We start from the raw sequence: 22,196 nt of genomic DNA on the forward strand, positions 1-22,196 counted from the left end.
TATCTCATTCATCGAGGAAATCTTGCCCGTAGGGGCAGCAAGCCCAAGTTTCATAAAGTCCCATCCAGGATATGTAGGCCGTTAGTGTGCCGGTTCGAAAAAATTCGCCATTTGAGCTCCATTTTTCATACTCCCTGAAAAATGCCTTGACCGATCCGCACCCTTTTTCTGAATAGTACTTTTCGTTCGAAAGCAACCGGTCATATAACCCCAAAGTCCGGAAACGGATATGGTTAGCCTTAAAGACTTCATTTTGCTTGCCAGTAGCCAGTATCACCAATGGAATTCTTTTCCATTTGCAGGGGTTCTGAGGAAGCTCTGTAGGATAAAGAACCGCCACATTCTCCAAGAGGATATTTAGATAAGAAAGCTCTCCCGCGTATTCTTCAAGATTTCCCTTAAACTTTCGCATCTCGATAGTCTTCCCGTTCCAATCGGACGTTCTGACGGAAGGCCCTTTGCCGCGCATTTGCTCCGCTGTCTTGCGGTTATAGAGGGCTAGATACTTATAGCCGCTTTTGAACAACAGCAATTGGGGATCCGTATCTTTCAACCGGGCGTTCTGGTACTCCAACGGATATCCGCTCGGTATCGCCTTCGGCCCCCAGGCCGGGAAACTGAATTGCCCGGCACTATCCGTGACGGTTTCCATTACCATCATCTGTCCCAGGTTGGTGCCGCCTTCAAGGCCCCCTTCCAGTTGCCAGTTCGCCACCACGTTCACGTCTTCTAGCGGCTGTTTCGTTTCGGCGTCGACCACCCGCGCCTGAATAGGCTCCGCCGAGTATTTCGTCGCGCAGGCCTGCAGGGGCAACAGCAGCGCAGTCAAGATGGGAAGCAGGAAATTTTTCATGACCAGTCCTCACATGAAATCCAAACGCCATCCTCTCCCCGTAGGAAATGGCAGAACGGTGAGCGGCGCGCCATCCGGAAAAAGCGTTGATTTATGAGCCGGATCGAAGAAGTGGTTCGTACTGCGGTCGTTCGGCACGTCCTCGAACTGGGCGCCACAGGCGATGAGTTCCCCTATCAGATAAGATTCACCGTGCTTACAATTCACGAACTCCTCCGAATCGTCACCTTGGGTCGCGGGAAATTTCTGGGTGGCGTCAAGCCCAAGATTCCGCAGTACGGACTGGTCGGCCAGCATGGATTTGTCGGATGCTGCGCTCGACAATTCGCCGTGGGCCGGAATCTCATACGCGTGTGTCTGCCAAGCATTCACCAGCGCCGCCAAGGCCAAAGCGGGTATCGTCTGCCGTTTCATTTCAGATATTCCGAGAAGATTTCTTCCAAGCGGCCACATTCGTTCTTATCGCGTCTTGAGGACCACCATCGGTAATCGATGGTGCTGTTGCGCACTCCGCTCACTCCGGCCGCATTCAGCCTGTCCGCTTCCCGGAACATCGCCATCAGCCACCGCCTGAACTTCACCCATTTGCAGTCCTGGAAATGAAAACCGGAAGCGGACTTGACCATGCTCGCGTAGTCTTGCAGGCTGCCCTTGAACTTCTCCAGCCAGATGAGCTTGCCATCCCAGTCGGAATAGCGCACGGGGATGTCGTTCCTGGGCAGAAGCCGTTCCGGCTGCCGACGACTGTTGTCTAGGGCGCGAACCCGATAGCCACTCTTAAAAAAGTAAAGCCCTGGGTCTATATTTCCCAGTCTCGTGCCATGCGGCAAATGACTGGGAACCGCTTTCGGTCCCCAGCCGGGAATATGAAACTGCCCTTTTTTATCGGTCACCGCTTCGGCAACTTCCAGGGAGCCATCACTCCGCCAAGTGGGATAGTGCAATATCCACTCCGCCACGACATTAACGCCTTCGAGCGGCTCCCAAGTCTCGGCGTCGACCACGGTTGCGGTAATCGGCTTGGCCGAATAGGTCTTGGCGCAGGCCGGCAGTGATAGCGACGTGAGGACAAGAAGCAAGCGACAGGTCATGAAAAGGGTTTTCATCGGGCTTTACCTCACATGGAATCCAGGCGCCAGATCCCGCTGGGATCTTGCAGGAAATAGATCAGGAAGACGTGGTTCACGCCATCGATCGTGCGGCCGATCGCGTACTCAGCCATGCCTTCGGCATAGCTTCCTAACTGGGGCTCGGTATAGCTGCCGATGATTTCGGCCATATGCGGCATAAGCACATCAAACACCGGTCCGTACTTCGCTCGCGCCGGAGGACTCAGATAGTTCAGCGCCGTTATCTTGTCCCCGGCGATCAGGGCGCTGTTCATGCCGGTCCACAGGGACTGGAACATTTGATCCATTTGCTCCGGATCCTGCACCACGATCGGGAAGCTCTGGGTGAAGACCGAACCATCCTCCAATGTCACTTTGACGGCCGTCCGATAGGTCCACGGCGTCGAATATGTAAGGTTGAAGTTCACGCTCGCGGTGAAATCGATGGTGCCGTTTCCATCCCAATCGACCTCCACCTTCTGCACCGGGCTCGCCGTGTTGTTCATCACGCTGAAATCCACCTTGAGCGGCGACAGGCCGCTCTGCGGCTCGGCATGTATCAGTACGCCCGGCGCCGGTGCGCCGGCGACCGAGATCGACTGGCTGACCGTCTGTCCGTCGAGCGTCGTTAACGTCGCGGTGAGGGTTTGAGTCTCCGTGGCAATCGGCACGTCATAGGCGTAGAAATCACCGTCCACAAGGGTGGCTACTACGCCATTGACGCTGATGCCGGAATGGAGGGGCGCGAGGAATCGGCCGCTCACCGTCACGTGATCTCCCGCAACAGTGGCGCCGTCGGCGGGGCTCATGATAGTGAGCCCGAGCGCATTCACCAGTATGCTCACCGGTGCCGAGGTCGTGCTTGCGCCCAGGTTGTCGGTGGCCACGGCGGTAAGGGTATAGCTGCCCGCAGCGACATTGGTCCAGTTGAACGTGTAAGGCGCGCTGGTGGCTGTGCTTAGGATCGTCCTACCCTGGTAGAAGTCGACCTTGGCGATGTTGCCGTCAACGTCGGCGGCGCTGGCGTTGAGAGTGATCGTCGCCGGCGCCTGGAAGCTGGCGCCCGCCGCGGGGCTGGTGAGGCTCACCGTGGGCGGGGTGTTGGGCGGTGGGGCGGCTACCGTGATGCTTGCCGCCGCGGAAGTAGCCGTCGCGCCGAGGTTGTCCGTGGCTTTTGCTGTCAGGGAGTAGCTCCCGGCAGGCACATCGGACCAAGTGTAGGCATAGGGTCCAGTGGTGACCGTGGCAAGCCAGGTCGAGCCGCTGAAAAACTCGACCTGTGCAATGCTGCCGTCGGAGTCGGCGGCGTTGGCAGCGAGATTAATCGTAGCTGGTGCGGTGAAACTCGCGCCGTTGGCTGGGGAGGTGAGGCTGACGGTAGGCGGCGCGTTGGCGCTGACGGTAATGGACACGACCGCCGATACGGTCAGCGCCCCGCGGTTATCGGTAGCGCGGGCCGACAATGCATATTGCCCGGCCGATTTGGCGCCGCTCCAGATGGCAGAGTAAGGTGGCGCGGTGTCGGTGCCGATGAGCGTTGTACCACGGTAGAACTCCACCTTGGCGATGCTGCCGTCGCTGTCCTGGGCTTCCGCCGAGACGGAGATTGGTTCGGTGGTCCCGAAAACCGCGCCATTCGCCGGGGCAGTGAGGTATGCCGATGGCGGCTGATTGGCCGGGGCAATGGTGAGGATGACCGGTTCGGAGGTCGCGACCGCGCCGCGGTTGTCTATGGCACGGGCAGTGAGGGTATAAGTGCCGGCGGACATGCCGGCCCAATGAAACCAGTAGGCGTTGCCGGCCTCCAGATAAGATGAGGGGTTGTCGACCGAGCCCACGAGGACGTCATCCGCATAGTAGTCGACCCGGACCACGTGGCCGTCGGGGTCTACGGCGTCGGCGTTCAGGTCGAGGCCGGTCGAGATGTCGAATGCGCCGCAGTAGGCCGGCGCGGTAAGCGCCACTAGTGGCGGCCGGTTGACAGTGATGACGACCGGCTCGGAGATAGCGGAAGCACCCAGGTTATCGGTGGCTATGACCCTAAGCGTATAGCTGGCTGCGGGTACATTGGACCACGTGTATGTGTAGGGCGTGCCGGTAGCCGTGCCGATCAGCGTCGTGCCTTGATAGAAGTCGACCTTGGCGATGCTGCCGTCGGTGGCGGTGGCGGTGGCGGTGGCCGACAGTGTGATCGTGGCCGGGGCAGTGAAGCTCGCGCTATTGAGCGGTGCGGTGAGGCTGACAGTGGGGGCGATGTTTTTGCCGGCGACCGCCGTCAGGGGCACCGCAGCGGCGAGCCAGAACACCATACGATAGATGAGGCGAGACATGGTTTCTCCCGTTCCTGTTCAATCGCTTCAGTTGCAGACGAGGCCCGTATTGACGACCAGGTGAAGCAAGGCCGAGTCTGCGGTGATCGGGTTGCTGCGGAACACGGCGGTGAGCCGGTGGATCCCGGCCGACAGCGTCGTCGTGAGAGTCGCGGAGCCGCCGTTCAGAGGGGCGCTACCCAATTGCGACGAGCCGTCCATGAAAAAGACATTGCCGGCCAGGTTCGGGTCGGAAACAGTCGCGGTCAGTGTCGTCGATGTTCGCGAACTTGCCGGGTTCGCCGATGAGCTGAGAGTCATCCCAACCGAGGACGCACTGAGCTTGAACACGACCGCATCCTCACCACCTTTGTTCGCCGTTTGAAAAGCGCCGGTAGTCGTCTCAAAACCGCCAGCGTCTTCCGTCGCTACGTAGGCGTTGCCAGTGCTGTCGACGGCAATCGCGTTACCGGCTCCGGAGGGCAGGCCGTCATCCACATCGCCTCCCGGTGTGGGGCCGGTTCTGACGAACGCGGAGTAAAGAAGGACATTCCCGGCCAAGCCGATTTTCGATACGAAAAGAGAATCTTCACTGTCCTGTTGTTTGCCGGGCTGAAGCGAATCGATCAGCGGAAATGTGTACGTGCTGGCAAGTCCCGTCACATACGCATGCCCCACATCATCAATGGCTATGCCATAGGCGACGTCTCCGCGTATCTGGAAGGCGTTGAATACCGAATAGCAATAGCGGGTACAGATTTCGCCCCCGAGAAACGACGCATAGGCGAATCCGTCTCCCCCCGGCAAGAGCTTTGCGACGAAAGCATTACCCAGGCTCGAGTTGGTGAGAAGGTACCCGGACTTGGTGGGCTGAAAGGCGTTCTTGACGGGGAAGTTGCTGGAGTAGGTTTCTCCCGCCACGTAGGCGCTACCTTGGGTATCGACCGCGATGGCGTTCGCCGAGTCGTCCATGGAACCGCCGAGGTAGGTGGAGAAAGCGAGCGCCGTGCCCGAGGCATTCAGCTTGGTTACGAAACCGTCCTGTCTGCCCTGACGCGTTGCCTGCAAAGCATTCGTGGTAGGAAAGTTATCCGACGTCGTCGAGCCCGCGACATAAGCATCGCCGCTAACATCGACGGCGATGCCTTTGCCCGCATCGGTGCCGTTGCCGCCGAGAAAGGTCGCGTAAACCATCCCGGTGCCGTTCGGATTGAGCTTGGCGACAAAGGCGTCGGTGCCGCCCGTGTTGTCGCTGGTCGGCTGAAAGGCGTCCGGAGTCGTAGTGAAATCCGGAGTGGCGCTGCCGGTGAGGTAAGCGGCGCCAGAGGCGTCGACGGCGATGCGGGTGCCGGTTGCGCCAAGGACATAAGTCGAATATACGAGCCCGGTGCCGCTTGCGTTCAATTTGGTGACGAATGCGCCTCCGCCCGTCACGCCCGATTGGTAGGCGCCGCTTGTCACGGGATAATCGCTGCCGGTGGTCCGGCCGGTGACGTAAGCGTTTCCGGCTTCGTCGACAGCGATACCCGTCGCCCAATCCAAGGTGTTTCGTCCCCCCAGATAGGTGGAATACACCAGGGCCGATCCCGTCGGGTCGATCTTGGTAACGAAGACATCCCTATCGCTGTTGCCCAACGACCGGTCGTAAGGATTCTTGAGCGGAAAGTTGGAAGAATACGTATACCCCGCAACGTAGGCGTACCCTGCCGCATCAACGGCAATGGCAGTGCCGGCGTCGTCCGGTCCGGCCCGACTTCGAGCACCTCGCCTTTCGTCGGCCGCATCAACGGCAATGGCAGTGCCGGCGTCGTCCGAGGTTCCTCCGATGTAGGTCGAATAGCTCAGCACCGGGTCAATGACCAGAGGTGTTCGCGTATCGTAGGCGGCGACACTAAAGCCAACTTGGTTTTCTGCCATACGGACGTACTGTCCTTCGACCGCTCGTTTCTCTCCTTCTGCAAGCTGGTAGACGAACGGCCGTTGAAAGATCAATTGCCTGCTTCCGGTGTGAAGCACCAGGTTTCCGTCGTCATCGATCTCGATACGCTCGGGACCTTCAAAAGCGATCCTGATCTGTGCCGGATCGCCGCCCGGCGAGACAACCAGGTCATATTCCAGATGCCGCTGGTTGCCGTAATAGACGAGGTCGATGCCAGGATAGATTGCGGCTAGCGGACCTGGGCAAAACTTTCGATGCCGCTGAGATGCCTGGAAGAGTCGGAGCCCCTGAAATAGCTGGTCTTGCCGGGGAGTGGGTCGATGCCTGCTACCGCGGCATCCCGGCGTGCTCCGACAAAGCGCATGCGGAGTGTGTCGAGTGCAGGTTCGAGTGGGCTACCTGCCAAATCGACGACCGCTTCCGAATGCATCAATAACACTCGGTAGCCGGCTCCCCGCGCGACGAAGTCGACCGCATCGTCGGCTTGGCCATGGTTCTTCTCGAAGGCCATGGGCAACTTTCCGTAGCTTCTCAGAATCAGGCCGGAATCGAGACCCTGGTGCGACGATGCCGCGGATTCGACGGCCCTGCCGCTCGTCGTCTCATTGCCATCCGGCCGCGGATCAGCCGCGATGCAGGCGGCGCAAGCCAATAAACCCGAGACAAGTCCCAGACCTTTCAAAAATAGGCTCATTCCTTTTCCCCCGAAGTGATGGTCGATGGCTAACCTTCATGAAAGGTGCGCTAGCTGCGGCGCGGTACAAGCGAAGTCCTCACCGCAAGTTGTTCTTATTCCTGAAGAGTTGCTTTTTTCAGTAGCCGGAAGTATAGCTGCAATTTTCGGCCTATCTTGTCCGGCGGCAGCGCCCTTCCGTCCGAGCTGAATCAGCCGCCTCTATGAACTCTATGTGAGAATCCATGCCATTCCGTTATCAAAGGCATTGCTGTCGTATGTCGGCGTTAATCCCGCACTGTTCATGCGTGATCGATCTGGTTCCATAAGCTCCAAGGTCGACAAACCGGAGACCATGCAATAGCATGTCCCTTTGCAGTTACTTCTCGAGCGGAAATATCCGCGGCTCTCCGGAAGTCGTTCTAGCCAATGTCAGTCAATTCCTCATCCCACCACAAGCTTCGTGCGCGAGTTATCGCTCCGGCGCGTTTGCACATGGGCTTTCTCGATCTGGGCGGGTCCTTGGGGCGGCGTTTCGGCAGTATCGGCGTCGGTGTCAGCGAAATCGCGACGAGACTATCGATGATGCCTTCGGATCGGCTGACCGCGCACGGACCCGGCGCGGATCGGGCCATCGCTGCCGTCAACAAGTTCGTCTCCGCGCTGGAGCAGGATTTCGCGGTCGAGATTCGGATCGAGGATGCCATACCGGGGCACATCGGACTCGGCTCCGGCACGCAGCTCGAACTGGCCGTAGGTATGGCTCTGTCCAGGCTTTACGGTCTCGACCTGTCGGTGCGCGATCTCGCTCCCATTGTCGAGCGGGGTGCACGCTCCGGCATCGGTATCGCCGTATTCGAGCAGGGCGGCCTGGTGGTCGACGGCGGGCGCGGCGAAAACACGGTCATCCCGCCGGTCGTCGCTCGCCTGGAATTTCCCGCGGACTGGCGTCTCATTCTGGTGTTGGACGAGCGGGATCTGGGCTTGCACGGCAAGGACGAGATCGAGGCTTTCCGCGCCTTGCCGGTTTTTCCCGCCAAGGAAGCCGCGCATCTCTGTCATTTGCTGCTCATGAAAGGCTTGCCCGCATTAGTCGAGCGCGACATCCGAGGTTTCGGCGAGGTGATCGCGGAGTTGCAACGTTCGGTGGGCGATTATTTCGCACCTGCTCAGGGCGGACGCTTCACCAGCGCCGGCGTCGCCAAGGCCTTGGCTTTTCTCGAAGCTCAGGGCGCCGTCGGCATCGGTCAGAGCTCCTGGGGGCCGACCGGTTTTTGCCTGGCTGAGAACGCGACGCGCGGGGAAATGCTGGTCACCGCGGCGCGGCGGCGGTTCGGCGGTACGACCGGTCTCCGGTTTCTGCTGGCCACCCCCCGCAACAAAGGCGCGGATGTTATGTTGGAGCGAACGGATGCGTCGCGGGAAAAGACGTTGCGTTTATAGCCGCGGCGCGTCGGCGGCGAAGCCATTGAGCGATCATTGGAAAGTTTGCGCGACCTATCGGAACGCCTGCTGCTGATCGGCTGCTCGGCGAGAATGCTGGCGCAATCGGCGGCGCGTGCCGGAATTCGGCCGGTCTCGATCGATCTTTTCGCCGATCGGGAAACACGCGCCTGTTCCGAGCGCTGCGAAGCCGTCAACGGCGCCGACATAGGTTTCGAGCGGGAAAGCGTCTTGCGAGCCGCCGAGCGGCTTGCTCCGGCGGAGCTCGGATACGCTCTGGTTTACAGTAGCGGTTTGGATGCCGATCCCGGCATTTTGGAAGGACTTGCGCAAGGGCGGACGCTCTACGGCAATTCGCCGGAAATTCTCCGTTTATTGAAAACGCCCGATGCCTTCTTCGATCTGCTCCGGCAGCTCGATATTCCTTACCCGGAATCCAGCCGAACGTGGCCGCCCGATCCGGAGAACTGGCTGTTGAAGTCCGCTCGTAGCGAAGGCGGCAAGGGTGTGCGTTTTTGTGCCCGAGCGGAACCGGATTCGAGCGGCTATTACCAGCGCAGGCTTCCCGGCAAGGCCATGTCCGCCCTGTTTCTGGCGAACGGCGAAAATGCGCGGATCATCGGTTTCAACACGCTGTGGACGGCTGATTGTCATGTCGATCAGCCGTTTTTGTTTGCCGGCGCCATCAATCGAGCGGAACTTGCGTTAGAGCAGCGGCAGCAGGTGCAGGCGTACGTCGCTCGCCTGATCCGAGCGGTTCCGCTCAAGGGGCTGAACAGCCTGGATTTCATGCTCGATGGCGAGGTGTGCCGGGTTCTGGAAATCAACCCTAGGCCGAGTGCCACCATGGCCTTGTACGATGAGGATTTTTCACGCGGGTTATTGGCCGAACATATTCGGGCGTGCCGAGGGGGAATTCCGGGTGCTGCGGACACCGGCGGCGTCGCCCGGGCCTTCAAGGTTTTTTTCGCATCGCGGGAGCTCGACGTGTCCGAAACCATGTGTTGGCCGGACTGGTGTACGGATACGCCGGTGCCGCGCACGCTGATCGACGTTGGTCAACCGGTGTGCACCGTTCGCGCGGAGGGGGCCGACTGTCCCGACGTCGAACGTTTGATCGAGCTGCGGACAACCGAGCTGCACGAACGACTGTACGGCTAGTACAATCACCTTTTCTTCAATGAACCGGGCAAGAGGGTAACCATGCAACACACTGTCAGCGTTAACGCGCACGCGCTTCCCATCGTCAAGTATATGATCGCCAATGCCGACAAGCTGCGGCTCAAGATCGACAAGCTGGGAAACGGCTGCACCATCATCGACGCCGGTATCGAGGCGGTGGGCGGTCTGGAGGCGGGGCGCTTGATCGCGGAAATCTGCATGGGTGGACTTGGGACCGTCACGCTTACTCACTCTTCAACCTTCAGTCGCTGGCCTCTGACCGTGAACGTCCATTCCACGAATCCGGTAATTTCCTGTCTGGGCAGTCAGTATGCCGGCTGGAGCCTGTCCCACGGAGAGGGCAAAAGCGCCTTTTACGCGCTCGGTTCGGGCCCGGCGCGTGCGATGGCGACCAAGGTCAAGGACGGCAACGAAGAGCCCGTCGAAGAGCTTTATAAGGAATTGGGCTATCGCGACCACGGCAACGAGACGGCCATCGTGATGGAGGTCGACAAGGTTCCTCCGGTCGAGGTGATCGAGAAAATCGCCAAGGCCTGCAAAGTGGACGCCAGCGGGGTCAACGTCATTCTGACGCCCACCTCCAGCCTTGCCGGCAGCATGCAGGTCGTCGGCCGCGTACTGGAGGTCGCCCTGCATAAGGCCCATTCGCTTCATTTTCCGCTGGGAAACATCATCGACGGCACCGGAACCGCTCCGGTTCCGCCGCCTCATCCCAATTTCGTCAAAGCCATGGGGCGCACCAACGACGCCATTCTGTTCGGCGGTACCGTGCATCTGTTCGTGAAGGGCAGCGACGAAGCGGCCGAAATGCTGGCCAACGAACTGCCGAGTTCGGTTTCCCGCGATTACGGCAGGCCGTTTGCCGAGGTGTTCAAGGATTACAAGTACGATTTTTTCAAGGTCGATCCGATGCTGTTCAGCCCAGCCAGCGTCATTGTCACGGCAGTCGAGTCCGGCCGCAGCTTCCATGCCGGCAAGCTCGACGAAGCGCTCCTGGAACGGTCCTTCGGAGAATAATTTGGGCCGCATCGCGATCATCACCGACGATCCGGGCTGGCACGGCGCACGACTTCGCGAGGCATTGGCAGCGAAAGGGTATGGCTATTCCTATGTGTCCTTGACTGCCTGCCGGCTGAATCTCGAGTCCGGCGGTTTGCCGGTGCTCCTGCCGAGCTTCGAGGACGGCCTTCCCGACGGCGTTTTCGTGCGTGGCGTGCCGGGCGGGTCGCTGGATCAGGTCGTTTTCTACCTCGACGTGCTGCACGCATTGAAGCTGCTCGGGATTCCGGTATACAACGACGGTCGGGCGGTCGAGCGCACCGTGGACAAGGCCATGACCAGTTTCATGTTGCAGAGCGCCGGCATACCGACGCCGCCCACCTGGGTGCTGGGCAGCCGCGAAGAGGCACTCGATCTGGCCGAGCGGGAGTTGCGCGCGGGCCATCAGCTCGTGTCCAAACCTTTGTTCGGCTCCCAGGGACAGGGCTTGCAGCGATATGAAAAGCCGGAGGACCTGGCGGGGCTGAGCGATAGCAGCGGCGTTTTCTACCTACAACGTTTCGTGAGTTGCGGTGAACAGCCCCACGACTTCCGCGTATTCGTCATCAGGGGCAAGGCGGTGGCCGCCATGCGGCGATGCGGTGTGAGCTGGCTGAACAACGTCGCTCAGGGCGCTCGCTGCGAACCGGTGCGTCTCGACGATCTGCTGCTGTGCCGATTGGCGGAGGATGCGGTAAAGGTTTTGGACATGGGCTACGCGGGGGTGGACATCATCCGCGATCACCACGGTCGGTACAGCGTGCTCGAGGTCAACAGCATTCCGGCGTGGAAGGGCTTGCAGAGCGTCAGTAAAGTATCGATCGCCGATTTGTTGGTCGACGACTTCCTGTCGCTTTGTCACCCCGAGCCTCACGGGGAAATCCGGGTTCGGTGACGTCGGTTCCGATGCCTATTCAACGGGACGCTTTATTGTCCGCTTACCTCGATGCCTGCGAGACGGAGCTTCGCGCCTTCAAGCCGGGGAACGTCAGCATTTATTCCGAGGCGCACGATATGACCGTGGAGGACTTCCGGCGCAGTGCCGCGGCCAGCGGGCCTTTCTTGTGCGACTCCGGTCTTTCCCTGGGCGAGAAGATTTATCACGCGACTCGGGCGACTCGCGAGGTCGTCCCCTGCAATACCAATCTCGGCATCATCCTGCTGGCCGCGCCCCTGTTTCAGGCGTTTCAGGAGATTCGCGAAGGCGAAACGCTCAGGGATACGCTCCGGCGGGTACTCGGTGCGACGACGCAAACCGATGCGGACTGGACTTACAAGGCCATACGGCTGGCGCAGCCGGGCGGCCTCGGCGAGTCTCCGGATCAGGATGTTCGCGACGCGCCGGAGGTAACTTTGCTCGAAGCCATGCGTTTTGCGGAACATCGTGATCGCATCGCTTATCAATACACTAATTCTTTTGCAGATGTTTTTGATTTCGCGATTCCACGTTATCATAGGAAATTGTCCCAGTGGGGCGATAAAGAATGGTCGGCAGTGGCGGTGTTCGTAGGCTTACTCAAGCATATTCCCGACAGCCACATCGAGCGTAAGTTCGGCGCTCGATATACAGGGATAGTTGCCAGCCGAATGGCGCAGATCGATAAGGCGTTATCCGTTTCCGATAGACCGGAACAAGTCATGCCGCTCCTCCGAGAAGTGGATGCGGAGTTCAAGTCCGGCGGAATCAATCCGGGTACGACGGCCGATCTCACAGTAGCGTGTTTGCTGGCCGTGCGCCTGGAAGCGTTGCTGGGCCAGCGCAAGCGAAAGACGGGCTGTTTTCTGGAAGCGTAGAGGCACGTCGGCACAACAACAGGGATTTTTTATGCTTCGCTTGGGGAGGAGGATATGGCAGTGTCGTTACTTCGAAAGTTTTTTCTTTTACCAAAGAGGAGTTAGCAATGGGGAAAATCAATAAGATGTTGGTGGGTGAGGCTCTGTGCGGCGGCGGCAACGAAATCGCCCACATCGACCTGATCATGGGTCCGCGCGGCAGCGCCGCAGAGACGGCTTTCGCCAACTGCATCACCAATAACAAAGACGGATTCAGCAGCTTGTTGGCCGTAGTCGCGCCGAACCTGATGGCCAAGCCGAATACCGTCATGTTCAACAAAGTCACCATCAAGAACGGCAAGCAGGCTACCCAGATGTTCGGGCCTGCACAGCGCGGCGTTGCCATGGCTGTGGCCGATTGCGTCGAAGACGGCACCATTCCTGCCGACGAAGCCGATGACATTTTCGTCTGCGTAGGCGTATTCATCCACTGGCTGGCTGAAGACGACGCGAAAATCCAGGACTACAACTACGAAGCCACCAAGCTGGCGATCAAGCGCGCCGTTGCCGGCGAGCCGAAGGCAGCCGAAGTTGTGGCTCAGAAGGGTCAGATCGAGCACCCCTTCGCAGCGCACAAATAATCGCGCTTGTCGAAAAAACGTTGCCCCGGCACCGGGGCAACGTTTTTTTTTTCGTCCGTAAGTCACGAATTCTCAGACTTTCCTCAAGTCACCGCCTCCTCCGAATCCTCGATCACACGCCCGATCAGCCGCGAGTCAATAGTGCCGGAATGCAGGGCGCTGGCTAGCAACACGCCGGCCGTTTCCATGGATTTAAGCCGTATCAGATCTTGTTCGTCCCGCACGCCGCCGGCTACGATGAAGCGTCGGTGGGGATGTTTGCGTCTGAACGACGCCAAACGGTCGAAGTCGGGACCCGCCGTACTGCCCACATGGGAGAGACTCATCAAGATCACGGTTTCCGGCCAAAGTTCCGGGCTGTACAGCAGTTGCTCAGCCCCTAACAAGCGGTCGCCGAGAAAGTCCAGCGACAAGATGAAGTCCGGATATGAACGGGCCAGAAGCGGCAAAGATTCCTCGGAAAGCGATTCGCTGCCGACGACCGATCGGGCGTGCTTTTTAACTGGAAAAGACTCCAATTCGCTGAGGCGTGGCAGTCCTCGATCCATCCAGAATTCGACCTGCGGAAAGCTGCGCTCCAGTTCAACCGCCAAATCAGTTTGGGGGTCTTTGCCCATGAGCGCATCGAGATCGGCGATATAGACCCTTTTGAACGGATACAAGCCGAGCAAACCGCGTATGACGGCCTCCGGTTCGGGAGTCGAACACAACACGCTTTGCAGCGGACGGTATTGCTCGCGCCGGCCCTCCCTGGCGTGCACGGCGACACCGCCCATGATGTCGACGACGGGGATGATGTCCATTTGATGCAGGAATGAAGATACTGGTTTTCGAATATATTACCGGCGGCGGGATGCTCGGCGAAGCAATTCCACGCTCTTTGGCGCAGGAAGGGGAGTTGATGCTTACGGCGCTCCTCAGGGATTTGTCCGACTTGCCGGATGTTCGGACGGTCGTGTTCAGGGATGCGCGGCTCCCCCTTTCGGGCCGGAAGTTTTCCGGGGCCTCATGGGTCTTTGTCGATCGGAAAGACGATCTTGAGTGCCACCTTGTGGATCAGATCGAGCGTTGCGACGCGGTGTGGCCGATTGCCCCTGAAACCGGCGGCATTCTGGAGCGTCTTTGTCGTCGAGTCGAGGCGGCCGGCAAGGCGCTGTTGACCAGCCCGTCCGACGCCGTCAGCCTTGCCGCAAGCAAGCTGGCGACCGTGAAGCGCCTGCAAAATAAAGGCGTTTCTGCCGTTTCGACTTACGCTCTGAGCGAATCGATTCCTCTGGAATTCCCACGTGTCGTGAAGCCGGACGACGGCGTTGGTTGCGAAGGCGCCCGCATCATCGAAACCGAGTGGGTCTGGAAGACTTGGGCGGCCGAAACCGACGACCTTGCCCGGTATGTCGTTCAGCCTTTGATCGAAGGCGAATCGCTTAGCCTGTCCGCACTGTTTGCTCACGGGAAAGCGCGGCTGCTGAGCTGTAACCGGCAACGGATCGTCAGGTCGCGGGGCGGTTTTGCCTTGCGCGGCTGCGAGGTCGGCGCCATCCGGTCGGGTCTTGCCGCGTATCGAGCCTTGGCTGATTGGATCGCGGAGGCCGTGCCGGAATTATGGGGCTATGCCGGGGTCGATTTGATGCAGTGCGAACAGGGGCCGAGGGTGCTCGAGATCAATCCGCGACTGACCACGTCCTACGCCGGGCTGCGGCAATCCTTAGGCATTAATCCGGCCGCGCTGGTTTTGGAATTGTGGCGGAGCGGAATCTTGCCCGAATTCGACGCGGAATCGGGAAAGCCCGTCGAGATTGGTTTGGAGACGTGAAATGAGCATTGAAATGATCGGCTGGGACATCGGCGGAGCCCACCTCAAAGCGGCGGCGTTGAATGGCGCCGGCGAAATCGTCGCGGTCATTCAGGAGCCCTGTCCCTTGTGGCTGGGCTTGGATCGACTGCATGGCGCCATGAGCCGAATCCTGGAAGCCATTTCGCCGAGACCGGGCTGCCGCCATGCAATGACCATGACCGGCGAGTTGGTGGATTTTTTCGAAAACCGGGAGCAAGGCGTGATTGCCTTGGTCGAAGCGATGATTCAGCGCTGTCGGCAGAATTCGGTGCAGGTGTTTGCCGGACACGACGGGTTTCTCGATGCCAATGCCATCACCCCGGAAAGCGTTCCAAAAATCGCTTCGGCCAACTGGCTGGCGAGCGCGCTCTGGGTGGCGGAAAATCTGCGCGATGCCATGTTCGTGGATATCGGGAGCACGACCACCGATATTGCGTTGATTCGCGGCCACCGGGTCGAAACTCGAGGCTATACCGATTATGAACGAATGCGTTACGATGAGCTGATTTATACCGGGATAGTCCGTACCCCGGCGATGGCGCTTGCCGATCGGGCGCCCTTCGAGGGCGAGTGGATCGGTATCATGGCCGAACATTTCGCGACCACTGCCGACGTCTACCGGCTGTGCGGAGAATTGCCCGAGCACGCCGATCAGATGCCGGCGGCCGATAGCGGCGAAAAAACCGTCCAGGGAAGCGCCCGGCGTCTAGCTCGCTTGTTCGGGCGGGATGCGGAGTCGGCATCGTTGAAGCAATGGCGGCAGGCGGCCCGGTTCTTCCGCGAGCGGCAACTCGCGAAGCTTCGTTCGGCTCTGGATCGCCAGCTTTCGCGCGGCTTGATCGGCGACGATGCGCCTTTGATCGGTGCTGGCGTGGGACGATTTCTGGTGCGAGAATTGGCGGCACGATCGGGTTTTCCTTATAAGGACTTCAGCGAACTGTTTTCAATGTTGACGTCGCAAAACGATTTTCACGCTTCGGATTGCGCCCCAGCCGCAGCCGTAGCTTGTCTGGCATTGCGGGAGGTGGGGCGGACATGACGCCGAGAATCGAAGAGCTGCCTTATTTCGAGGACAGCGCCGCTTTGTTTCTGCCTTGGGCGGAGCGGCGCTGGGCGGTTTTTCTGGATAGCGGGTTTCCGCATAGCCGACAGGGACGTTACGACATCATCGCGGCGGATCCCGTCGCGACGCTGGTCACGCGCGGGCCGCTCACCGAGATTCGATCGCAGGGCTCTATCACACTGTCGCCGGATGACCCGTTTACCCTGGTCAAGCAATATCTCGGCGAAAAGGCTCCGCAGCTTCCGGGCCTGCCTTTCTGCGGCGGCGCTATCGGATACTTCGGCTACGATCTGGCGAGGAGGCTGGAGAAACTGCCCGACAAGGCCCTGGATGCGGAGAACATCCCGGAAATGGTCGTCGGCATCTACGATTGGGCGGTCGTCGTGGATCACTGGGCGCGCCGTACCTGGCTGGTCGCACAAGGGCGCGATCCCGCCCTCGCGGTACGCTGGCCCCACTTGGTTCAGGCCTTCAGCCAAATCCAGACCATCGGATGGCAGCAGGCCGACTTCTATCTGCTCAGCGACGTCGTCTCGAATATGAGCCGAGCCTATTATGCAAAGGCTTTCGGACGCATTCAGCATTACATTCGCGAGGGCGACTGCTATCAGGTCAATCTGGCGCAGCGCTTTTCGGCCTATTGCATAGGACATCCCTGGGCGGCCTACCAACTTTTGCGGCCTTACAATCCCGCGCCGTTCAGCGCCTATCTCAACTTCCCGCAGGTTCAGGTGCTGAGTTCCTCGCCGGAGCGCTTTCTCAAAGTGACCAACGGCATCGTTGAAACCAAGCCGATCAAGGGCACCCGCCCTCGGTCGCAGGACCCGCACGCGGACGCCGCCAAGGCGCAGGAACTTCGGGACAGCGTCAAGGACCGCGCGGAAAACCTGATGATCGTGGATCTGCTGCGCAACGACATCGGCAAGAACTGCGAGCCGGGCTCGGTCCATGTGCCTAGTCTGTTCGAGATCGAAAGCTACGCTACCGTGCATCATTTGGTGAGCACAGTCCGCGGTCGATTGTCCGAAGGACATAGCGCCGTGGATCTCTTGCGCGGCTGTTTCCCCGGCGGTTCCATTACGGGAGCGCCGAAGATTCGTTCCATGGAAATTATCGAGGAGCTCGAACCGCATCAGCGGGGCGTCTATTGCGGCTCGATCGGCTATGTCGGCTTCGACGGCAACATGGACAGCAACATCGCCATCCGTACCTTGGTGCACTCGGACGGTACGATCCGCTTCTGGGCCGGCGGCGGTATCGTGGCCGATTCGGTCCTGGACCAGGAGTACCAGGAGTGCTACGACAAAGCTACGGCCCTCTTGCATCTGCTCGAGCAATTCCAAGTCCAGAGGACCGGTGCCGATCACATGGGTCGTTAAGCTGGGCGGCAGCCTGGCCGACTCGGATACTCTCCCGTTCTGGCTGGATGCTTTGGCCGATGCGAACCTCGTCATCGTGCCGGGAGGCGGGCCTTTCGCCGACCAGGTCCGGTCGGCGCAGCAACGCTGGTCGTTCGGCGACGAGGCGGCTCACGCCATGGCGCTCTTGGCCATGGGGCAATACGGTTTGATGTTGAGCGGATTGTGCCCGAAGCTCGGAATCGCGAGCGATGTCCCTGCGCTTCGAGCTTTGGTGGAATCCGGCCGCTCCACGATTTGGCTGCCCGGTTTGTCCCTGATGAACGATCCGGGCATTCCCGCATCTTGGGAGGTCACTTCGGACAGCCTCGCGGCTTGGCTGGCCGGACGTTTGAATGCCGCGAATTTGCTCCTGGTCAAATCGGTGGCGATCTTTTCAGACGATACTTCGTACGGCGGACTTGTCGCACAAGGCCTGGTCGATGCCGCTTTCGAGCGCTTTTCCGCCAAGGCCGCGTTCGCAGTCTGGCTCGGTCACCGGCAAGATCACCCGCGCGTGCGGGCAGGTCTGCGAGAGCCATCCCATGTCTTTACGCGCGTTAATCGCTCCGCCGGATAAAAAAGTTCCGGGTTTGATCGAAGTAAAAATGAATGCCCGTGGAAAGTGTGCACGCGGAACAGCCGGAATGTGCCGAGCGAACGAAGACCGGCGTGTTCCGTTAGGGATCTACTTTCTTTGCGCTCAGTAACACGATGGCGGCTCTTGGATGGTTTTTGGTGAAGACAGAGATTAAATCGCATGTCGATTAGAGTGCGTTATTTCGGAAGCCTCCGGGAAAAAATGGGGCGAGTGGACGACAGTCTTGCCGCGGAAGACATCGATACGGTAAGCGACGTGTGGAAAGCGGTGAGCGAAGGCCAATATCTGCCGGATCGTATCCTCTGTGCGGTGAATATGGACTATGCCGATCCGGACGCGCCGGTCAAGGACGGCGACGAAGTGGCTTTTTTTCCGCCGGTGACCGGGGGCTGAAGTGCTGATCGAGCTGCGCCCGACCGGAATCGACCCTTACTCGGAACTACAGCGCTATCAAACGGAAACACTGGGCCACACCGGAAAATACGGTGCGACCTGCTCATTTGTCGGCACCATGCGCGACTTCAACGAAAATGAGACAGTCCGGCACATGTTTCTCGACCATTATCCCGGCATGACCGAGCGGCAGCTCGAGAAAATCGTCGAAGAAGCCCAGACCCGCTGGTGTTTTTTGGATGCGCTCGTCATTCACCGTGTAGGCGAGATACTTCCCGATCAGCCCATCGTGCTGGTCGCGGTGTGGTCCTCCCATCGCGGCGCGGCCTTCGACGCCTGCCGCTACATCATGGAAGAGCTGAAAAGCCGCGCGCCGTTTTGGAAAAAGGAAACCCTGAAGGAAGGCGAGCGCTGGGTGGAAAAGAATACCAGCGGCTATTGACGAGTTCCGCCGGATGCGCGGATCGTAGGTCGGCAATCCTTTGTCGACGCCCAGTCATGTTTTTCCAGCCGCGTCATGTCGGGAAAGGATTCCCGACCTACTCCGTATGAAACCAGTGAGTCGTAGGTCGGCATTCCTTTTGCCGAGCCGAAACGTCGGCAAGGGATTGCCGACCTACATATCCGGATCCCTTACACTGAATCGGAAAACGCTCTACCGGCCGGAATTCGACAGCGGAGCGGCCAAGACCATCGCCCAATAAGGCGAGCCTCCGCCGCCGCTGCTCGCACAGGCGACACCGACTTCGTCGAAATCAGCCTCCATGATGGCGGAACAATGCCCGGTGCTGTCGAGCCAACTCCGCATGACTTCCCCCACCGTGCGCTGCCCCTGGGCGATGTTTTCGCCATAAACCTCCCAGTCATAGCCGGCTCGGGTAATGCGGTCCCCCGCCTTTCGTCCATCCCGGCCTCTGTGCGAGAGTCGGTCGTTGCGGCTCATCTCCTCGGCGTGTTTTTTCGCCGCTTCGAACAGCTTTTGATTCCACCGCAGCGGCTTGGCGGGTCGAAATCGCTTCCGGCCGCAGTATCTCGGCTTGGCACGAACGGCTTTTAGTTCCTCGAGGATTTCGCGCCTGATGGTGTCGGCGGAAGGGCATCGGGCTGTTGGAGCTTCGCGGGCGAAGACGGGCAGTACCAAACCAGCGGTCAAAATCAGGCTAAGGACGAGTCGTGTCATATCGGTTTTTTGGGCTGCGCCATCTCCAAATACTGTTGTTCGATGTTCAGAAAAGCCGTTCCCAGTTCGCCTACGGCTCGATAGAAACGAGCGGACCGGGCTTCTTTCAGATCGCTGAAGAAGCGCATGATCCAAGGCGCCAAGTGTTTAGCGAAAAAACCCGCCTCGCGTCCGTCTGCCTCGATAATCAGAAGGCTCATCGCTTCGCACAGCGCGGCGACATGATCCTCGGGTTCTTTCGCCGATGCCTGCCGTTCTAAACCTAAGCTCCGAAGCTCGTCGCGCAAGGCGGCCAGAGGCTTTTCCATGAGAAAGCCGGTGAGATACCAGGAAGCATAGGGCAGCAACTCGCCGCGGGTCGGGCCTATGAAAAGTGTTTGATATTCCTCGGCGAGCTCGATTTCGCCAGCATCGCGAGCGGCAGCCGCCAGCCGTTTCCAGGCTCGCGCCAGCGGCGGGTCGTTGGGACTCTCCTCGCATGGAATGGCGGCGATCCGTTCCAGCAGTTCCCTATCCGGTGCGGCGGCCAGAAGCCGGGCCAGCAGAGCGTAGGTTTCCGCCCGCCATCGATCTTCTTCGGGAAGAGGCGAGGGCATGGTGTCGTTCATGGTTTTTGCGAAAGGTGTCCGAAATGGGCCTTGACCCGGCAGTCTTCGCACATCAGAAGCCGGCGGAGATTCGGCCCCTGAAACATCGGGTGGTGCTGCAAGCGCTGGGTGATGGTCTTGATCATGGCGGCGGTTGCGAAGGGCTTTCCGCACTCGACGCAACGGAATACCGCCTCTTCATGCAGCAGGCGCGCACGTCGGGCTTGCCGCTGATCGAAGAGATAACGCGGTGCCAGCGAGATGGCGTGCTCCGGGCAAGCCTTCACGCACAATCTGCATTGGACACAGTTGGCTTCGATAAGCTTGAGCTGCGGGGCGTCTTGCCCGTCGGCCAAGGCGCGTTCCGGACAGACCGAGACGCAGGCGAGGCACAGCGTGCATTTTTCCTTATCCACCCGAATCTCGCCAAACGGCGCGCCGGGGGACAGAGCCGCCGATTCCGGCTGCGACGGCGCTTGCCGGTAGAGATGCTCGACCGCCAGGCGGATGACGGTGCGCTTGTCATCGTCCGCCGCGAAACGGGCGTGAGTCCGGCATGGCGAAGCAGGGAGCGGTTCAAGAACGTTCAGCCAATCCTCGGCGCAAACCAGGTATACCGAATCGGACGGATAACCCATGGCGGACAGGATTTCGCCGGCGTAACCGATTTGTTCGGCAAGAGCTCGCCGGGTCGGCTCGGCGGGCGTTCCGGCTGCTAACAAGATCACTCGCTCGAAGCCGTAAGCCAAGGCCGCAAGCCAAAAGTCCATGCCGCTGGCGCCCAGGGCCTCGATTTCATAGGGCAGGATGTTTTCCGGCAGTTCGGATTCGTGCTCGGCTATCCAGGTCGCGCCCGCGTTGCTGTCGTGCAACAAGAGCTCGGGTCGCTCGCCGCCTGCCTCGAAAAAAGCGTCCAGCATCAGCCGCAAGCGCTTCAAGCTGTCCTTCCGGCGCGGATATACGTAATTCATCGCTCCCGAAGGACAAACCGTGGCGCACTCGCCGCAGCCTTGGCAGCGATAGGGATCGACCGAGACGCGATCGCCGCGGGATTCGATAGCCCCGGTTCCGCAGGCATCAAGACATGATCTGCAGCCCTCGATGCGGCTCGCGCCGTGAGCACAGAGTTCGGGCCTATATTCGAAAAACTTGGGCTTGTCGAACTCGCCGACCAGCTCGGCCAACGCATTCAGAGCCTGTTCCCACTTTTTCGGGTCTCTGCCTGGGGCGAAATAGCCGATCGGCGGGATGGGCAGATCGATCGCCGGTGGGTTTTGCAGATCCAGGATCAGATCGAAACAGGTTTCCGGCGGCAGAAGGACAGCTCCGGCATCGATGCGTATCCCGCCGCAGCGCGCGTTCACCCGAAAAGCTCCGAAATGGCCTTCGATGTTTATGTCCGAGCATTGCCCGAGATAGGGAATCTCCCGGCTTTTCAATGAGTCGGCCAGCGTACGAGACGGGGCGTCGGTGAACAAGAGGAAGCGGCGGAGCATGGCCGGAAGGCGTTCCGTGACCGAGACAACGGCATCGCTGTCTCCGACGATCAGCAGATATCCGTTCGACCGGTACGATACCCATGTAGTCGGTTCAGTCTCGTAAGCGGATGCTGCTTGTTTGAATGCTTGCCGGGGACTAGGCCGGCAACTATCGGGTGATTGGAGCATTCGGGAGGGTGAAATCAGCTCGAGGATTCGGTGTCGCTGTCCGGAGCACTATGCGCCATGACCGGGGCGGCTGGCGATTCCGGCGAACAGGCTGTATCGGACAAGGACTCCCGAGCGCGTTCCAAGGCCCATCGCATGTCCGAGGTCACGAGTTCGCCGCGGGGCTCAAAAACGGTATAGTCGCCGTCGTAGTCGTCCAGCCCGTCGCGCACGGCAAATTCCGGCCGCCGAAACAGCTCGCGCAGGGTGACAGAGTCGAACGACGCGTTCTCCGACGCATCAGCTTGCTCTTCGTGAACGGCTTTCGATGGCCCGGCCGGTTCGTTATGCTCTTTAGCGCTCAGCTTGTTTCTGGCCCAACGCTTGAAGAAAGAATCATGTTCCTGCATTTCGGCAACTGGGGTTAATTCGGTTTTCGCGATTGGCCATGGAGACACGTTTCTGTTCCTTGCGACGAACGCAAGAAGCTGGAACCGTGAACATTACCACCGTAGCCGCGTTTCTGAATAGGTCG

24 protein-coding genes are annotated in these 22,196 nt (G+C 59.7%); 13 read left to right on the forward strand and 11 right to left on the reverse strand.

Translation table 11 applies throughout. The annotated features are described in order from the left end of the window. Positions 1–4: 4 nt before the first annotated feature. The 5 genes from ACR2TX_RS06865 to ACR2TX_RS06885 are packed head-to-tail and all read right to left on the reverse strand — an operon-like array spanning position 5 to position 6,188. Complete coding sequence (locus tag ACR2TX_RS06865) at positions 5–853, reverse strand: hypothetical protein (protein WP_077732060.1); 849 nt, start codon at positions 851–853, stop codon at positions 5–7. A gap of 9 nt (positions 854–862) precedes the next feature. Continuing rightward, positions 863–1,267: a hypothetical protein gene (locus ACR2TX_RS06870; protein WP_077732059.1), complete on the reverse strand. Its 405-nt coding sequence runs from the start codon at positions 1,265–1,267 to the stop codon at positions 863–865. After that, positions 1,264–1,959: a hypothetical protein gene (locus tag ACR2TX_RS06875; RefSeq protein ID WP_077732058.1), complete on the reverse strand. Its 696-nt coding sequence runs from the start codon at positions 1,957–1,959 to the stop codon at positions 1,264–1,266. Before ACR2TX_RS06875 ends, ACR2TX_RS06870 begins: the two co-directional genes overlap by 4 nt. 11 nt (positions 1,960–1,970) lie before the next feature. Continuing rightward, the gene (locus ACR2TX_RS06880; protein ID WP_434131637.1) at positions 1,971–4,292 is read right to left on the reverse strand and encodes an Ig-like domain-containing protein; all 2,322 of its coding nucleotides are present in this window, start codon (positions 4,290–4,292) and stop codon (positions 1,971–1,973) included. A gap of 27 nt (positions 4,293–4,319) precedes the next feature. Beyond that, a complete protein-coding gene (locus ACR2TX_RS06885) occupies positions 4,320–6,188 on the reverse strand; it encodes an SBBP repeat-containing protein (RefSeq protein ID WP_434131638.1) in 1,869 nt (622 codons plus the stop codon). A 63-nt stretch (positions 6,189–6,251) separates the two neighbouring features. Between ACR2TX_RS06885 and ACR2TX_RS06890 the strand changes: the two genes are divergently transcribed. Next, positions 6,252–6,443 carry a hypothetical protein gene (locus ACR2TX_RS06890; RefSeq protein ID WP_434131639.1) on the forward strand — a complete coding sequence of 64 codons (192 nt, stop codon included), beginning with the start codon at positions 6,252–6,254 and terminating at the stop codon, positions 6,441–6,443. Here the strand turns inward: ACR2TX_RS06890 and ACR2TX_RS06895 are convergent. Continuing rightward, on the reverse strand, positions 6,440–6,904 hold the full coding sequence (locus tag ACR2TX_RS06895; protein WP_077732054.1) for a hypothetical protein: 465 nt from the start codon (positions 6,902–6,904) through the stop codon (positions 6,440–6,442). The genes ACR2TX_RS06890 and ACR2TX_RS06895 overlap by 4 nt on opposite strands. A 408-nt stretch (positions 6,905–7,312) precedes the next feature. Between ACR2TX_RS06895 and ACR2TX_RS06900 the strand changes: the two genes are divergently transcribed. From ACR2TX_RS06900 to fae, 6 genes are all read left to right on the forward strand, one after another. Further along, the gene (locus tag ACR2TX_RS06900; RefSeq protein ID WP_434131640.1) at positions 7,313–8,326 is read left to right on the forward strand and encodes a beta-ribofuranosylaminobenzene 5'-phosphate synthase family protein; all 1,014 of its coding nucleotides are present in this window, start codon (positions 7,313–7,315) and stop codon (positions 8,324–8,326) included. Between the two features lie 45 nt (positions 8,327–8,371). Continuing rightward, positions 8,372–9,487 carry an ATP-grasp domain-containing protein gene (locus tag ACR2TX_RS06905; protein WP_434131641.1) on the forward strand — a complete coding sequence of 372 codons (1,116 nt, stop codon included), beginning with the start codon at positions 8,372–8,374 and terminating at the stop codon, positions 9,485–9,487. Positions 9,488–9,529: 42 nt separating this feature from the next. Further along, positions 9,530–10,525, forward strand: a complete 996-nt coding sequence (gene mch, locus ACR2TX_RS06910) for a methenyltetrahydromethanopterin cyclohydrolase (RefSeq protein ID WP_434131643.1) — start codon at positions 9,530–9,532, stop codon at positions 10,523–10,525. A 1-nt stretch (position 10,526) separates the two neighbouring features. Next, positions 10,527–11,441, forward strand: a complete 915-nt coding sequence (locus ACR2TX_RS06915) for an ATP-grasp domain-containing protein (protein WP_434131644.1) — start codon at positions 10,527–10,529, stop codon at positions 11,439–11,441. A gap of 11 nt (positions 11,442–11,452) precedes the next feature. After that, the gene (locus ACR2TX_RS06920; protein ID WP_434131646.1) at positions 11,453–12,340 is read left to right on the forward strand and encodes a triphosphoribosyl-dephospho-CoA synthase; all 888 of its coding nucleotides are present in this window, start codon (positions 11,453–11,455) and stop codon (positions 12,338–12,340) included. A 107-nt stretch (positions 12,341–12,447) separates the two neighbouring features. Beyond that, positions 12,448–12,960 (forward strand): formaldehyde-activating enzyme, encoded by a 513-nt coding sequence (gene fae / locus ACR2TX_RS06925; protein ID WP_077732049.1) that lies wholly within the window; start codon positions 12,448–12,450, stop codon positions 12,958–12,960. An 83-nt stretch (positions 12,961–13,043) separates the two neighbouring features. Here the strand turns inward: fae and ACR2TX_RS06930 are convergent, their stop codons facing one another. Beyond that, positions 13,044–13,763, reverse strand: a complete 720-nt coding sequence (locus ACR2TX_RS06930) for a HisA/HisF-related TIM barrel protein (RefSeq protein WP_086133691.1) — start codon at positions 13,761–13,763, stop codon at positions 13,044–13,046. An 11-nt stretch (positions 13,764–13,774) separates the two neighbouring features. Here ACR2TX_RS06930 and ACR2TX_RS06935 point away from each other — a divergent pair, with 11 nt between their 5' ends. The 6 genes from ACR2TX_RS06935 to ACR2TX_RS06960 all read left to right on the forward strand — a co-directional run bounded on the left by ACR2TX_RS06935 (position 13,775) and on the right by ACR2TX_RS06960 (position 18,690). After that, the gene (locus ACR2TX_RS06935) at positions 13,775–14,773 is read left to right on the forward strand and encodes an ATP-grasp domain-containing protein (protein WP_086133690.1); all 999 of its coding nucleotides are present in this window, start codon (positions 13,775–13,777) and stop codon (positions 14,771–14,773) included. A 1-nt stretch (position 14,774) separates the two neighbouring features. Then, positions 14,775–15,833: a hydantoinase/oxoprolinase family protein gene (locus ACR2TX_RS06940; protein WP_156881141.1), complete on the forward strand. Its 1,059-nt coding sequence runs from the start codon at positions 14,775–14,777 to the stop codon at positions 15,831–15,833. After that, complete coding sequence (gene pabB / locus ACR2TX_RS06945; RefSeq protein WP_434110908.1) at positions 15,830–17,236, forward strand: aminodeoxychorismate synthase component I; 1,407 nt, start codon at positions 15,830–15,832, stop codon at positions 17,234–17,236. Before ACR2TX_RS06940 ends, pabB begins: the two co-directional genes overlap by 4 nt. Next, complete coding sequence (locus tag ACR2TX_RS06950; RefSeq protein ID WP_434110910.1) at positions 17,214–17,834, forward strand: amino acid kinase; 621 nt, start codon at positions 17,214–17,216, stop codon at positions 17,832–17,834. The genes pabB and ACR2TX_RS06950 overlap by 23 nt, the downstream gene beginning before the upstream one ends. Positions 17,835–18,014: 180 nt before the next feature. Next, the gene (gene moaD, locus ACR2TX_RS06955) at positions 18,015–18,248 is read left to right on the forward strand and encodes a molybdopterin converting factor subunit 1 (RefSeq protein WP_077732044.1); all 234 of its coding nucleotides are present in this window, start codon (positions 18,015–18,017) and stop codon (positions 18,246–18,248) included. 1 nt (position 18,249) lies between these two features. Beyond that, positions 18,250–18,690 carry a molybdenum cofactor biosynthesis protein MoaE gene (locus ACR2TX_RS06960; protein ID WP_077732043.1) on the forward strand — a complete coding sequence of 147 codons (441 nt, stop codon included), beginning with the start codon at positions 18,250–18,252 and terminating at the stop codon, positions 18,688–18,690. A 213-nt stretch (positions 18,691–18,903) separates the two neighbouring features. On the opposite strand, the gene ACR2TX_RS06965 is transcribed toward ACR2TX_RS06960, so the two are convergent. The 4 genes from ACR2TX_RS06965 to ACR2TX_RS06980 all read right to left on the reverse strand — a co-directional run bounded on the left by ACR2TX_RS06965 (position 18,904) and on the right by ACR2TX_RS06980 (position 22,071). Further along, a complete protein-coding gene (locus ACR2TX_RS06965) occupies positions 18,904–19,428 on the reverse strand; it encodes a CAP domain-containing protein (RefSeq protein WP_434110912.1) in 525 nt (174 codons plus the stop codon). Continuing rightward, positions 19,425–20,036: a TorD/DmsD family molecular chaperone gene (locus ACR2TX_RS06970; RefSeq protein WP_434131647.1), complete on the reverse strand. Its 612-nt coding sequence runs from the start codon at positions 20,034–20,036 to the stop codon at positions 19,425–19,427. The genes ACR2TX_RS06965 and ACR2TX_RS06970 overlap by 4 nt, the downstream gene beginning before the upstream one ends. After that, positions 20,033–21,511, reverse strand: coding sequence for a 4Fe-4S binding protein (locus tag ACR2TX_RS06975; protein ID WP_434131648.1), 1,479 nt, complete (start codon positions 21,509–21,511; stop codon positions 20,033–20,035). The genes ACR2TX_RS06970 and ACR2TX_RS06975 overlap by 4 nt, the downstream gene beginning before the upstream one ends. A 185-nt stretch (positions 21,512–21,696) precedes the next feature. Further along, the gene (locus ACR2TX_RS06980) at positions 21,697–22,071 is read right to left on the reverse strand and encodes a DUF3306 domain-containing protein (RefSeq protein WP_434131650.1); all 375 of its coding nucleotides are present in this window, start codon (positions 22,069–22,071) and stop codon (positions 21,697–21,699) included. Positions 22,072–22,196: the final 125 nt, after the last annotated feature.

It is taken from the genome of Methylocaldum sp. GT1BB, assembly GCF_051027545.1.
GTDB lineage: Bacteria > Pseudomonadota > Gammaproteobacteria > Methylococcales > Methylococcaceae > Methylocaldum.

Coding starts and splice junctions, on each gene's coding strand:
- ACR2TX_RS06865 (WP_077732060.1), bottom strand. CDS start 853: ATGAAAAATTTCCTGCTTCCCATCTTGACTGCGCTGCTGTTGCCCCTG.
- ACR2TX_RS06870 (WP_077732059.1), bottom strand. CDS start 1,267: ATGAAACGGCAGACGATACCCGCTTTGGCCTTGGCGGCGCTGGTGAAT.
- ACR2TX_RS06875 (WP_077732058.1), bottom strand. CDS start 1,959: ATGAAAACCCTTTTCATGACCTGTCGCTTGCTTCTTGTCCTCACGTCG.
- ACR2TX_RS06880 (WP_434131637.1), bottom strand. CDS start 4,292: ATGTCTCGCCTCATCTATCGTATGGTGTTCTGGCTCGCCGCTGCGGTG.
- ACR2TX_RS06885 (WP_434131638.1), bottom strand. CDS start 6,188: ATGGCAGAAAACCAAGTTGGCTTTAGTGTCGCCGCCTACGATACGCGA.
- ACR2TX_RS06895 (WP_077732054.1), bottom strand. CDS start 6,904: ATGAGCCTATTTTTGAAAGGTCTGGGACTTGTCTCGGGTTTATTGGCT.
- ACR2TX_RS06900 (WP_434131640.1), top strand. CDS start 7,313: ATGTCAGTCAATTCCTCATCCCACCACAAGCTTCGTGCGCGAGTTATC.
- mch (WP_434131643.1), top strand. CDS start 9,530: ATGCAACACACTGTCAGCGTTAACGCGCACGCGCTTCCCATCGTCAAG.
- ACR2TX_RS06920 (WP_434131646.1), top strand. CDS start 11,453: ATGCCTATTCAACGGGACGCTTTATTGTCCGCTTACCTCGATGCCTGC.
- fae (WP_077732049.1), top strand. CDS start 12,448: ATGGGGAAAATCAATAAGATGTTGGTGGGTGAGGCTCTGTGCGGCGGC.
- ACR2TX_RS06930 (WP_086133691.1), bottom strand. CDS start 13,763: ATGGACATCATCCCCGTCGTCGACATCATGGGCGGTGTCGCCGTGCAC.
- ACR2TX_RS06935 (WP_086133690.1), top strand. CDS start 13,775: ATGAAGATACTGGTTTTCGAATATATTACCGGCGGCGGGATGCTCGGC.
- ACR2TX_RS06940 (WP_156881141.1), top strand. CDS start 14,775: ATGAGCATTGAAATGATCGGCTGGGACATCGGCGGAGCCCACCTCAAA.
- pabB (WP_434110908.1), top strand. CDS start 15,830: ATGACGCCGAGAATCGAAGAGCTGCCTTATTTCGAGGACAGCGCCGCT.
- moaD (WP_077732044.1), top strand. CDS start 18,015: ATGTCGATTAGAGTGCGTTATTTCGGAAGCCTCCGGGAAAAAATGGGG.
- ACR2TX_RS06965 (WP_434110912.1), bottom strand. CDS start 19,428: ATGACACGACTCGTCCTTAGCCTGATTTTGACCGCTGGTTTGGTACTG.
- ACR2TX_RS06970 (WP_434131647.1), bottom strand. CDS start 20,036: ATGAACGACACCATGCCCTCGCCTCTTCCCGAAGAAGATCGATGGCGG.
- ACR2TX_RS06975 (WP_434131648.1), bottom strand. CDS start 21,511: ATGCTCCGCCGCTTCCTCTTGTTCACCGACGCCCCGTCTCGTACGCTG.
- ACR2TX_RS06980 (WP_434131650.1), bottom strand. CDS start 22,071: ATGCAGGAACATGATTCTTTCTTCAAGCGTTGGGCCAGAAACAAGCTG.